The organism is Streptococcus parapneumoniae (genome assembly GCF_037076355.1).
In the GTDB taxonomy this organism is placed as follows: Bacteria; Bacillota; Bacilli; order Lactobacillales; family Streptococcaceae; genus Streptococcus; species Streptococcus parapneumoniae.
In genome coordinates this window covers 931,205-944,246 of record NZ_AP026968.1, presented here as the reverse complement: position 1 = coordinate 944,246, position 13,042 = coordinate 931,205, and the positions used below count along the sequence as shown (strand labels likewise).

11 protein-coding genes are annotated in these 13,042 nt (G+C 41.6%); 3 read left to right on the top strand and 8 right to left on the bottom strand.

Annotated features, from left to right (window positions below):
* The gene (locus tag SP4011_RS04870; RefSeq protein ID WP_173282680.1) at positions 1-810 is read left to right on the top strand and encodes a LicD family protein; all 810 of its coding nucleotides are present in this window, start codon (positions 1-3) and stop codon (positions 808-810) included.
* A gap of 268 nt (positions 811-1,078) precedes the next feature.
* On the opposite strand, the gene carB is transcribed toward SP4011_RS04870, so the two are convergent.
* The 6 genes from carB to SP4011_RS04840 all read right to left on the bottom strand — a co-directional run bounded on the left by carB (position 1,079) and on the right by SP4011_RS04840 (position 8,541).
* Entirely contained in the window at positions 1,079-4,255 is a 3,177-nt protein-coding gene (gene carB / locus SP4011_RS04865; RefSeq protein ID WP_338620138.1) for a carbamoyl-phosphate synthase large subunit, read from the bottom strand.
* A gap of 311 nt (positions 4,256-4,566) precedes the next feature.
* A complete protein-coding gene (locus SP4011_RS04860; RefSeq protein WP_338620137.1) occupies positions 4,567-5,646 on the bottom strand; it encodes a carbamoyl phosphate synthase small subunit in 1,080 nt (359 codons plus the stop codon).
* Positions 5,647-5,695: 49 nt separating this feature from the next.
* Positions 5,696-6,619, bottom strand: coding sequence for an aspartate carbamoyltransferase catalytic subunit (locus SP4011_RS04855; protein WP_338620135.1), 924 nt, complete (start codon positions 6,617-6,619; stop codon positions 5,696-5,698).
* An 18-nt stretch (positions 6,620-6,637) separates the two neighbouring features.
* Positions 6,638-7,159 (bottom strand): bifunctional pyr operon transcriptional regulator/uracil phosphoribosyltransferase PyrR, encoded by a 522-nt coding sequence (gene pyrR / locus SP4011_RS04850; protein ID WP_088791028.1) that lies wholly within the window; start codon positions 7,157-7,159, stop codon positions 6,638-6,640.
* Between the two features lie 210 nt (positions 7,160-7,369).
* Positions 7,370-7,999 (bottom strand): endonuclease III, encoded by a 630-nt coding sequence (gene nth, locus SP4011_RS04845; protein WP_088791027.1) that lies wholly within the window; start codon positions 7,997-7,999, stop codon positions 7,370-7,372.
* Positions 7,999-8,541, bottom strand: a complete 543-nt coding sequence (locus SP4011_RS04840; RefSeq protein WP_088791026.1) for a YceD family protein — start codon at positions 8,539-8,541, stop codon at positions 7,999-8,001. The genes nth and SP4011_RS04840 overlap by 1 nt, the downstream gene beginning before the upstream one ends.
* Before the next feature lie 449 nt (positions 8,542-8,990).
* Between SP4011_RS04840 and SP4011_RS04835 the strand changes: the two genes are divergently transcribed.
* Positions 8,991-10,550, top strand: coding sequence for an ATP-binding cassette domain-containing protein (locus SP4011_RS04835; RefSeq protein ID WP_338620133.1), 1,560 nt, complete (start codon positions 8,991-8,993; stop codon positions 10,548-10,550).
* A 44-nt stretch (positions 10,551-10,594) separates the two neighbouring features.
* Here SP4011_RS04835 and htpX read toward each other — a convergent pair whose 3' ends face one another.
* Positions 10,595-11,494, bottom strand: a complete 900-nt coding sequence (gene htpX / locus SP4011_RS04830; protein ID WP_338620132.1) for a zinc metalloprotease HtpX — start codon at positions 11,492-11,494, stop codon at positions 10,595-10,597.
* Between the two features lies 1 nt (position 11,495).
* The gene (locus SP4011_RS04825; protein WP_000219846.1) at positions 11,496-12,056 is read right to left on the bottom strand and encodes a LemA family protein; all 561 of its coding nucleotides are present in this window, start codon (positions 12,054-12,056) and stop codon (positions 11,496-11,498) included.
* Positions 12,057-12,149: 93 nt separating this feature from the next.
* Here SP4011_RS04825 and rsmG point away from each other — a divergent pair, with 93 nt between their 5' ends.
* Positions 12,150-12,863: a 16S rRNA (guanine(527)-N(7))-methyltransferase RsmG gene (rsmG, locus tag SP4011_RS04820; protein WP_338620131.1), complete on the top strand. Its 714-nt coding sequence runs from the start codon at positions 12,150-12,152 to the stop codon at positions 12,861-12,863.
* Positions 12,864-13,042 lie beyond the last annotated feature (179 nt).

Below are 13,042 nucleotides of genomic sequence, written 5' to 3'. Positions count from 1 at the left end.
ATGCAATATTTAGAAAAAGAAGAAATTAAAGAAATTCAACTAGCCCTGCTAGACTATATTGATGAGACTTGTAAGAAACATGATATTCCTTATTTTCTAAGTTATGGAACCATGCTTGGAGCTATCCGCCACAAAGGTATGATTCCTTGGGATGATGATATTGATATTTCCCTTTATCGTGAAGATTACGAGCGTTTACTGAAGATTATTGAGGAAGAAGATCATCCACGTTATAAGGTTCTCTCCTACGACACTTCTTCTTGGTACTTCCATAATTTCGCATCGATTTTGGATACTTCTACAGTTATCGAAGACCATGTGAAGTACAAGCGTCATGACACCAGTCTCTTTATTGATGTCTTCCCAATTGATCGCTTTACAGACTTGAGCATTGTCGACAAGAGTTATAAGTATGTGGCCCTTCGTCAACTAGCTTATATCAAAAAATCACGCGCAGTTCACGGTGATAGCAAATTAAAAGATTTTCTAAGATTATGTAGCTGGTACGCCCTCCGAGTGGTCAATCCCCGTTACTTTTACAAGAAAATTGATCAGCTAGTCAAAAATGCTACAACCAACTCTCCTCAATATGAAGGAGGAATTGGGATCGGTAAGGAAGGAATGAAAGAAGTCTTCCCAGTTGATACCTTTAAAGAACTCATCTTAACTGAGTTTGAAGGTCGTATGTTGCCTGTGCCAAAAAAATATGACCAATTTTTAACCCAGATGTATGGGGATTATATGACACCACCATCAAAGGAAATGCAAGAATGGTATAGTCACAGTATTAAAGCTTATCGTAAAAGCTGATTGATGGCAATTATACAAAGTATTGAGTGAGACTTGGAAAAAACTCAATTGCAGGAAAAAATAAAGTAAGTCCCCCCACAACAAAACGCATAATATCAGGTTCATTCTGTATCTGATATTATGCGTTTTCCTTATCTTCTTAAAGACCTTTTATCCAACTTATTTTCCTATTTATACTCTTCGAAAATCTCTTCAAACCGTGTCAATGTCGCCTTGCCGTACTCAAGTACAGCCTGCGACTAGTTTGCTCTTTGATTTTCATTGGGTATTAAATGGCTTCTGTAACAAAACTACGGCTTTCCAGCACTTTGAGCATGGCATTAGCTGTATCTAAGGCTGTGAAGAGAGGTACACCGTGTTCAATGGCTGAACGGCGGATTTGCTCACCATCTTCATCAGCAGTTCGTTTTGTTCCTACTGTGTTAACGATAGCTTGAATTCTTCCTTTGCGTACAAAACTTGGAATATCCTTATCGTCATCACCAATCTTTCCAACAGGTTGTGCTTGCAATCCATGACTAGCAAAGAAGGCTGCTGTCCCTTCTGTCGCGAGGATTCCATAGCCAATATTTTGGAAACGACGAGCCAAGTCCAAGGCTTCTTCTTTGGCATCATCAGCAATGGTGAAGACTACATTTCCAAAAGTTGGCAAGTGGAGGTAAGAAGCTTCAAAGGCTTTATAGAGAGCTTTTTCCAAAGTCGTATCAGAACCCATAACTTCCCCTGTCGACTTCATTTCAGGACCAAGTAAGCTGTCTACCTTAGCTAGTTTGGTAAAGGAGAAGACAGGTGCCTTGATATGAACGCGGGTGCTTTCAGGGTAAAGTCCCTCTTGGTAACCAAGTTCTTCAAGTTTTTGACCAAGAATAAGCTTGGTTGCTACTTGAGCCATAGGAATATTGGTTACCTTAGAAAGGAATGGAACGGTACGGCTGGCACGTGGATTGACCTCAATAACATAGACTTTTTCATCCTTGATGACAAACTGGATGTTCATCATTCCAAGGCAGTTAAGACCGATTGCTAGGCGTTTAGTATAGTCTGCGATTGTTTCTTGCACCTTTTGCGACAAGGTTTGTGGTGGGTAAACGGCCATTGAGTCACCTGAGTGGACACCGGCACGTTCGATATGCTCCATGATACCAGGAATGAGAACATTTTCGCCGTCTGAAATGGCATCAACTTCACACTCTTGTCCAACGATATAAGAGTCTACAAGGACTGGATGGTCAGGACTAGCCTTAACCGCAGTTCGCATGTAAGAACGAAGGTCTTCTTCGTTTTCAACGATTTCCATGGCACGTCCACCAAGTACATAAGATGGGCGGACAAGAACTGGGAAGCCAATCTTGCGAGCTGCAAGCACTGCTTCTTCTTCATTTGTAGCCGTTTGTCCTGGTGGCTGTGGAATATCCAAGTCTTTAAGAGCTTGCTCAAAGAGGTCACGGTCTTCAGCACGGTCTAGGTCAGCAACCTGTGTACCAAGGATGGTTACACCTGCTTTTGCCAATGGCTCCGCAAGGTTGATGGCTGTTTGACCACCGAACTGAACGATAACCCCTTTTGGTTGCTCCAAGTCAATGACGTTCATAACATCTTCGAATGTCAATGGCTCAAAGTAAAGCTTATCTGATACAGAGAAGTCTGTTGAAACGGTCTCTGGATTTGAGTTCATGATGATGGCTTCATAACCAGCTGCCTGGATAGCCTTAACTGAGTGAACCGTTGCATAGTCAAACTCGACCCCTTGACCGATACGGATTGGACCTGAACCTAGGACAAGTACAGATTCCTTATCAGACTTGATAGATTCATTTTCCCATCCATAGGTTGAATAGAAGTATGGTGTTTCAGAGTCAAATTCTGCCGCACAAGTATCGACCATCTTATAAACAGGAACAATCTTGTTTTCCAAACGAAGTTGGCGAACTTGGTCAGCAGTCGTTTTCCAGAGCTCAGCAATCTTACGGTCTGAGAAGCCATTCAATTTTGCAGTTTTCAAGACTTCTAGATTTTGTGGATGAGCACCCAATTCTTGCTCAATTTCAAAGATGTGTAGGAGTTTATCAAGATAGAAGATATCAATCTTAGTCAATTCAGCAATTTCTTCTGGTGTATAACCGCGGCGAATGGCTTCTGATACATAGAAGAGACGGTCATCCTGGGCTTTGACTACTTTTTCAATCAAGGCATCATCAGAAACTGCTGCAAGTTCAGGCATTTCATTGTGGTGCACCCCAATTTCAAGGGAACGACAAGCTTTAAGGAGAGATTCCTCGATGTTACGACCAATCGCCATGACTTCTCCAGTCGCCTTCATCTGGGTACCAAGACGGCGCTCACCTTTTTCAAACTTGTCAAATGGGAAACGTGGGATCTTGGCAACAACGTAGTCAAGGGCTGGTTCAAACATGGCATAGGTTGAACCAGTGACTGGGTTTATAACCTCATCCAAGGTCAAACCGACTGCAATCTTGGCAGCCAACTTAGCAATCGGATATCCTGTCGCCTTAGAAGCAAGGGCTGACGAACGCGATACACGGGGGTTTACTTCTATAACATAGTACTTAAAGCTGTGGGGATCAAGAGCTAGCTGAACGTTACATCCACCTTCAATCTTGAGGGCACGAATAATGCTCAAGCTCGCGTCACGAAGCATTTGGTTTTCATAATCTGACATGGTTTGGGCAGGGGCGAATACAATGGAATCTCCTGTGTGAATCCCAACTGGGTCAAAGTTTTCCATGTTACAAACAACCAAAGCATTGTCAGCTGAGTCACGCATGACTTCGTACTCGATTTCCTTGAAACCAGCAATGGAACGTTCAATCAAACACTGGGTAACAGGTGACAATTTCAAACCATTTTCAGCGATTTCACGCAATTCTTCCTCGTTGGCACACATACCACCACCAGTACCACCAAGTGTAAAAGCTGGACGGACGATGACTGGGTAGCCAATTGTTGCTGCAAAGGCAACTGCTTCTTCGACTGTGTTGACAATTTCAGATTCTGGGATTGGTTGGTTGAGCTCTTCCATCAATTGTTTAAAGAGGTCACGGTCCTCCGCTTGGTCAATGGCAGATAATTTAGTTCCCAGAAGTTCCACTCCAAGCTCATCTAGGATACCATTTTTAGACAATTCCATGGCCATGTTGAGACCTGTCTGACCACCGAGTGTTGGTAGCAAGGCATCTGGACGTTCCTTACGAAGAATACGTGTCACAAACTCAAGTGTGATCGGTTCAATATAAACCTTATCAGCAATTTCCTTGTCCGTCATAATAGTTGCAGGATTTGAGTTAACCAAAACAACCTCATAACCTTCCTCTTTCAATGACAAGCAAGCCTGGGTCCCAGCGTAGTCAAACTCAGCAGCCTGACCAATAATAATCGGACCAGAACCAATCACCATAATTTTTTGAATATCAGTACGTTTAGGCATAGTTTATGATACAAAGCCCGTAAAGAACACAGTGAAAATAGGAAACTCGGTGCAGACGCCTTCAGCGTCAAGACGATGTTTATCTTTTTCACACAGTTCTTAGGGCGTGTTCACTTCCGCGAACAATGTATCTTCTCCTTTCTATTCGGCAACTCTCGGGTTGCCATTAAATAAGATACAAAGGACGAATAGAAAGCGATTGAATTTTAGGAAACCAAGGAAGGATTGACAATCCAAATTGATTTCTCTAAATTCCAAGCTTTCCGTCCGAGTTCAGTTACATAAATTCTCCGACGAGTTTTTACTCGTTCTTAGTTTGATTGTTTAAAAGCTTCCATCATCTCGATAAACTCGTCGAATAGGTAACTTGCGTCGTGTGGACCAGGTGCTGCGTCTGGGTGGTATTGAACAGAAAAAGCAGGTTGGTATCTGTGACGTACACCTTCAACTGACTTATCATTGATTTCTTCGTGGGTGATAATCAAGTGTTCTGGCAAATCCTCACGGCTAACTGCATAACCATGGTTTTGACTTGTAAAATCCACACGTCCTGTAGCAATTTCACGTACTGCATGGTTAAAGCCACGGTGACCAAATTTCATCTTGTAGGTCTTAGCACCATTTGCCATAGCAAAGAGTTGATGCCCCATACAAATACCAAAAATTGGAATTTTTCCTTGCACACCACGAATCATATCCAGTGCTTGTGGAACATCTTCTGGGTTACCTGGACCGTTTGACAACATAACTCCGTCAGGATTGAGATGGAGAATTTCTTCCGCCGTTGTTGAGTAAGGAACAACCGTCACGTTACAGTTACGCTTAGAAAGTTCACGTAGGATTGAGTGCTTGAGACCAAAGTCCACTAGCACCACGCTCAAACCAACTCCTGGAGCTGGATAAGACGTTTTAGTAGAAACCTGTTTGATATTATCTGTCGGCAAAACTGTTGCTTGGAGCTGGTCCGTCACATGGTCCATACTGTCCCCAACATGGGTCAAGGTTGCACGCATAGTACCATGCTTACGAATAATCTTGGTAAGTGCACGCGTATCAATCCCTGAAATACCAGGAATTTTCTTGGCTTTCAAAAATTTATCCAAGGTCATTTGGTTGCGCCAGTTGCTTGCTCGACGCGCCTCTTCGAAAACGACAATTCCCTTACAAGTTGGAATGATGGATTCGTAATCATCACGGTTAATTCCATAATTTCCTACCAAAGGATAAGTAAAGGTCAAGATTTGTCCATTATAAGACTGGTCTGTAATGGATTCTTGGTAGCCGGTCATACCTGTATTAAAGACGATTTCGCCTGTTACATCAATATCTGCTCCAAAGGCCTTGCCTTCAAAAACTGTGCCATCTTCTAATACTAGAAGTCTCTTTGTCATATTTTCACCTCTCGTGGACGCTCACTGGCGTCTTTTAACGTCTTGTGTTTTAGTTGGCGTTTCTACTCGCCAGTACGGATTCTAAGATTGCCATTCGAACAAAGACACCATTGGTCATTTGTTGGACAATCCGTGATTTTGGTGCTTCAACCAAGTGATCTGCAATTTCTACATCACGATTGACTGGAGCTGGATGCATAAGGATTGCTGTTTCTTTCAAACGATCGTAACGTTCTTGAGTCAAGCCATGTTGGGCATGGTAGTCTTCTTTTGAAAAAACTGCACCACTGTCATGGCGTTCATGTTGCACACGGAGAAACATCATGACATCCACCTGATCAATGATTTCATCAATGGTTACAAACTGTCCATAGTCTGCAAACTCTTGACTTCTCCATTCCTCAGGGCCAGCAAAGTAAAGTTCAGCTCCCAAGCGTTTCAAAATCTGCATATTAGATTTGGCAACGCGTGAGTGGTCCAAGTCACCTGCAATAGCAACCTTGAGCCCCTCAAAGTGACCAAATTCCTCATAAATGGTCATCAAATCAAGCAAGCTCTGGCTAGGGTGTTGTCCCGAACCATCTCCACCATTGATGATGGAAGTCGTAATCGTCGGACTAGCAATCAACTCTCTGTAGTAGTCGACCTCTGGGTGACGAATCACACAGACATCCACTCCTAAAGCAGACAGAGTCAAAATGGTATCATAAAGTGTCTCACCCTTATTGACTGAACTAGTCTTCACATCAAAGTCAATTCGCTCCAATCCCAGTTTAATCTCTGCCACTTCAAAGGACTTATGCGTCCGTGTAGAATCCTCAAAGAAAAGATTGGAAACAATCGGATGGTCTTCATAAGGAAGTTGAGCTCCGTTTTTAAACTCAATTCCTCGCTTAATCAATTTCATCACTTGATCGACAGTGAGGTCTTCCATAGACACCACATGGTTCAATGCTTGTTGATTTTCTGACATGGCTACTCCTTTAGCTTTCTAAGCTTCTTCAGTAATCAGAACTCTGTCTTGGCCATCAAGTTCTGCCATCTCTACGATGATTTCTTCAGAACGACTAGTTGGGATGTTTTTTCCAACGTAATCTGGACGGATTGGCAATTCTCTATGTCCACGATCGACCAGAACTGCTAAACTCACGCGCGCAGGACGACCATGACCTACAATATTATCAATAGCAGCGCGGATGGTACGACCTGTATAAAGCACATCATCTACCAAGATAACTTCACGGTCTGTCACATCTACAGAAACCAAAGAAGTATCTTCTCCACTTTTAACATCATCACGGAAAGGTTTAGTATCTAATTCCACAACAGGAACTGAAAGATTTTCTAGCTGCTCCAAACGTTCTTGGATTCGGTAGGCGATAAAGACACCGCGAGTTTTAATACCAGCCAAGACGATTTTATTCAAATCTTTGTTGCGTTCGATAATCTCATAAGTAATACGCGTAATCGCTCGTTTGACGGTCAATTCGTCTACAACTTCTTTTGTCTTCATGACAAACCTCCAAAAAGAAAAGTCTCCTTAAACAAGGAGACTTGAAATGTATAGCTAAGTAAGCCCTACTACAAACAGTATAGACTTCACCCTTCTACTTTATCACGCTCCTTGCCTGCCTCACGGGACAGGTTTAAAGGAATATTTAATTATCAATTACTATAGCACAAAGCGAGCCTAAAATCAAGCAAAAACTTTTGAAACCCCATCTTATAAATTGCTAAAATCATATAACTGTGGGTACTGGTCACACTCTGGATTTTTAGGATGGCAAATGGCTCTTCCAAAATAAATCATGGCCTGATGAGCTGCTAACCACTGCTCAGGCGGCAAGATATCCATGACCCGCTTTTCCACCTCAAGTGGTGTCGCTGATTTTTTGACGATATCGTGGTGTTTGCAAATACGCTCTACATGAGTATCCACTGCAAAAGCTGGAATCCCAAATCCTACACTCATAACAACATTGGCTGTCTTGCGACCAACACCTGCCAAACTCTCTAATTCCTCACGTGTTTGAGGAACTTGGCCATAAAAATCGTCTAGTAACTGTTGGGCACATTTTTTAAGGAATTTAGCCTTATTCCGATACAGTCCCAGGCGAGAAATATGTGAAGCAATCTCACCCTCTGTCGCCACAGACATGGCTTGTGGCGTTGGAAAGGCAGCAAAGAGACCTGGTGTGGCCTTATTTACCGCTGCATCTGTTGTCTGAGCTGACAACATGACCGCAACTAGTAGTTCAAAATGATTGGTAAAATCAAGACTGGGCTTGGCATCTGGAAAAAGAGCAATAATTTCTTCTAGCACCTTTCGTGCGCGTTTTTTTGACAAGACCATTATTCGTCTCCATCAAATAGTCCTTGTAAGCCAGCAAAAGGACTGTTTTCTTCTTTCTTAACCGCTTGTTGGGCTTGGTATTCTTCTTCTGTCATGATTTGCCAGTCATTTCCTGACACAAAACCTTGACCAGCTTCTTCTTCAGCCGTCAAGACCTTGATAGGAATGTTTAGTAGGATATTGTCTGACACGCTCTCAGCAAGGTCAAGTTCTCCATTTTCGATAGGCAAGACCAAATCATCGTCTAAAACTTCTTGATCTAGCTGGTTAGTTGCGCCTTCCATGAAAACTTCTGTGACTGGATAAGATTCAGCCAACTCAACTGGCTCCATACTACGACTTGAAGCAAGGACAATGGTATAAGACAACTGATAATCTAAGAAATACATACGGTCTTCATATTGGACTTTCCCAACTGCAAGGATATCTTTTACATCTAAAATTTCTTGATTACGTGCACGTAGGTCAGCAACTAAATCTAACGCTTGTTCAAAATGCAAGCCTTCAGACTGCTTACGAATTTCTTGAATATTTAATTTCATACTTCCTCCATAAAGATTTACTCTCTTGATTATACCATGAAAAGGCTACAAATCAGCACAGCAAACTTTGTAATTAACATTCGAGTTTTTAACATGTTTACTATGTCATTTTTTTAGTTCTATACTATAGGCAAGAATACATCAGAGCAAGGAAGATACTCACATGGAAGACAAAGAACTCATTACTAATGCCTACCACACGGATTTTAGAGCATAGAATTTCCAGTTTTCTGTTGACAAAATTTCCTTAAAGGTATAGTATAAAGATACTAATACTCGGAGGTAAGGGAGACATGAACAACTAAGTCTATCAAATAAAGAACCTTTATTTAGTAGATCTTGTTTTTGTCTCTTTTTGTGTGCTCTTTTATGCTCTTTTTTCTGGCATTTTCATAGAGTTTTTTTGACATAGACTTTGGGCTCTACTAGGTAAAGTAGAGCTTTTTGTTATGCACTATGGACATTCTAGAAAGGGCAATCATATGATAAAAATCAATCACCTGACCATCACACAAAACAAAGATTTACGAGACCTTGTCTCTGATCTAAGCATGACCATCCAGGATGGGGAAAAGGTAGCTATTATTGGAGAGGAAGGAAATGGCAAATCAACCTTACTTAAAACTTTAATGGGGGAAGCTTTGCCTGATTTCACTATCAGGGGTGACATCCAGTCTGACCATCAATCACTAGCCTACATTCCTCAAAAACTCCCCGAGGAGCTGAAAAAGAAAACTCTACACGACTACTTCTTTTTAGATTCTATTGATTTAGACTACAGTATCCTCTATCGTTTGGCTGAGGAATTGCATTTTGATAGCAATCGTTTCGCAAGCGACCAAGAGATTGGCAGTCTATCAGGGGGTGAAGCTTTGAAAATTCAGCTCATCCATGAGTTAGCCAAACCCTTTGAGATTCTATTTTTAGATGAACCTTCAAATGACCTAGACCTTGAGACGGTTGATTGGCTAAAAAGTCAGATTCAAAAGATTCGGCAAACTGCTATTTTCATCTCCCATGATGAGGACTTTCTTTCTGAAACGGCAGACACTATTGTTCACTTGCGACTGGTCAAACACCGTAAAGAAGCAGAAACGTTAGTAGAGCATTTAGACTATGACCGCTATAGTGAGCAGAGAAAGGCTAATTTTGCCAGACAAAGTCAGCAAGCGGCTAACGATCAAAGAACCTACGATAAAACCATGGAAAAACATCGGCGAGTCAAGCAAAATGTAGAAACTGCACTTCGAGCTACCAAAGACAGTACTGCCGGTCGCCTATTGGCTAAAAAGATGAAAAATGTTCTATCTCAAGAAAAACGCTTTGAAAAGCTAGCTCAGTCCATGACCCAAAAACCACTTGAAGAGGAAGAAATCAGACTTTTCTTCTCAGATATACAGCCATTACCGGCTTCTAAAGTCTTAATCCAACTGGAAAAAGAGAATTTGTCCATTGGCGAGCGAATTTTGGTGCAAGAACTACAACTAACTGTCCGTGGGCAAGAAAAAATCGGTATCATCGGGCCAAATGGTATTGGAAAATCAACTCTGTTAGCCAAATTACAGCAACTTATGAATGATAAAAGAGAGATTTCACTTGGTTTTATGCCACAAGATTACCACAAGAAACTGCAATTGGATTTATCACCAATAGCCTACCTCAGCAAAACTGGAGAAAAAGAGGAACTACAGAAAATCCAATCTCACTTAGCCAGTCTCAATTTCAGTTATCCAGAAATGCAGCATCAAATTAGCTCCTTATCTGGCGGACAACAAGGCAAACTCCTACTTTTGGATTTAGTGCTACGAAAACCAAACTTTCTCCTTCTGGATGAACCCACACGAAACTTTTCTCCAACTTCTCAACCCCAAATCAGAAAACTCTTTGCAACCTATCCAGGCGGTATCATCACTGTTTCGCATGACCGTCGTTTCTTAAAAGAAGTCTGCTCAAGCATCTATCACTTAACAGAACATGGTTTGGAGGTAGTTAATTTAGAAGATTTATAAATTTTCAACATAGCAAAAATCCAGAGACGACCTCTGGATTCCTTTTACATATGTTTCAAACGTTCAATCCGTTCTGAAATAGGTGGGTGGGTATAAAAGAGTTTTTGGAACCCTCCACCCTTCTTAGGATCATTAATATAAAGCGCACTGCTGGCATCATCGACAGGACGACTCATCGGTTTACTATTATCCAACTTACGTAGAGCATTAATCATCCCTTGAGGATTGCGGGTCAACTCGACACTGGAAGCATCAGCTAGGAATTCCCTCTGACGAGAAATAGCTAGTTGTACCAAGGTTGCAGCAAGAGGGGCCAGCACAATAGCTAGGAGGGAAACCACTAGCATAATGATTTCTAAGCCATTTCCATCTCGGTCATCATCACTTCGTCTGCGACCTGCTCCACCCCACCACATCATACGGCCTGCCATACTAGAAAGCATGGTGATAGCACTGGCCAGGGCAACAGCAATAGTCGAAATACGGATATCGTAATTACGAATATGACTGACTTCATGTCCCATAACAGCTTCTAGTTCTTCACGATTCATGATAGCTAGGAGACCTGACGTCGCAGCAACCGCCGCATTTTGAGGGTTAGAACCTGTCGCAAAGGCATTTAAGGCTGGATCATCAATGATGAAAACACGAGGCATAGGAATCTGAGCCACCATAGCCATATCTTCCACTACATGGTAGAGGTCTGGTGCCATTTGCTCATCAACCTCACGCGCTCCATTCATTGACATGACAATCTCTGTCGATTGAAAAATCATGGACAAGGCATAGATAAAGCCGATAATCAGTGCGATAATCAAACCACCAAGCCCAGAACGCATAAAGAGGTAACCAACCGCATAGCCAACAAGAGCTAAGAGTAGGAAAAATACCAGCAACAAAATCCAGGTTTTTCGTTTATTGCTTGCAATTTGATCAAACAACATCTTAGTCACCTAAACCGCTAAAATCAACCTTAGGAACTGCCTTTTCCTCTTCTGGTGTTTGAAGGAAATCTGCTGCCTTAAATCCAAACATTCCAGCGATGATATTGCTTGGGAAAGTTTCTAATTTTACATTGTAGTTGCTGACAACACTGTTGTAAAGTTGACGAGAGTAAGAAATTTTATTTTCTGTGTTTGTCAACTCCTCTTGCAATTTCACAAAGTTGGCACTAGCTTTCAAATCTGGATAGCTTTCTGCAACTGCAAAAATACCTGAAACCTGACGAGTGAGGGCATCACTAGCTTTCATAGCTTCTGCTGGTGAAGTCGCTGCCGCCACTTGGTTACGTAGTTCTGCCACCTTTTCAAGGGTAGAACCTTCATATTTGGCATAACCTTTTACAGTCTCAATCAAGTTTGGCAAGAGATCATTTCGACGTTTCAACTGAACATCAATCTGGCTCCAAGCCTCCTTGGTTTGCATACGATTTTTAACCAAACCGTTATAGCTAACAATCACAAAAATAACAACAAGAGCCAAAACTCCAAGAATAATCCAAGTCATGATATAAGTCCTTTCTACTTTTAGATTAGTACCAGTATATCAAATTTTTTATGATTGTGGTAAAATAAGATGATACTAAAGAAGGAAATAACTATGAAACCAGAAACATTTTACAACTTTCTTGCCAAGCAGAACCTTCCACTTTCGGACCAGCAAAAAAAACAATTTGAACGCTATTTTGAGCTCTTGGTCGAGTGGAATGAAAAGATTAATTTAACAGCCATTACGGACAAGGAAGAAGTTTATCTCAAACATTTTTACGATTCAATTGCACCCATTCTTCAAGGTTTGATTCCAAATGAAACTATCAAACTTCTTGACATCGGTGCTGGGGCAGGATTTCCTAGTCTACCAATGAAAATTCTCTATCCTCAGCTAGATGTGACCATCATTGATTCACTCAATAAGCGCATCAACTTCCTCCAACTTTTGGCTCAAGAACTGGATTTGTACGGTGTCCACTTCTACCATGGACGTGCAGAAGACTTTGCCCAAGACAAGAACTTCCGTGCTCAGTATGATTTTGTGACGGCTCGTGCGGTTGCCCGTATGCAGGTTTTATCTGAATTGACAATTCCTTACCTGCAAGTTGGCGGAAAACTATTGGCACTCAAGGCCAGCAATGCGCCTGAGGAGTTATTTGAAGCTAAGAATGCCCTCAACCTCCTCTTCAGTAAGGTCGAAGACAATCTCAGCTACGCCCTACCAAATGGAGATCCGCGTTATATCACAGTGGTAGAAAAGAAAAAAGAAACGCCCAACAAATACCCAAGAAAGGCTGGCATGCCAAATAAACGCCCGCTTTAAATTTTTTAGTAAAAAAATATTTACAAAGTCAGCCTCGCTCTTTTATTTTCAGGCTCGGGAAAAAATGATTTACAAAATCAACCTCGCTCTCTTATTTTTAGGCTCGGGAAAAAATGATTTACAAAATCATTTTTTTCTGCTATACTATCCTAAGCAAAGGTTTTTAATGTCATCCCGTG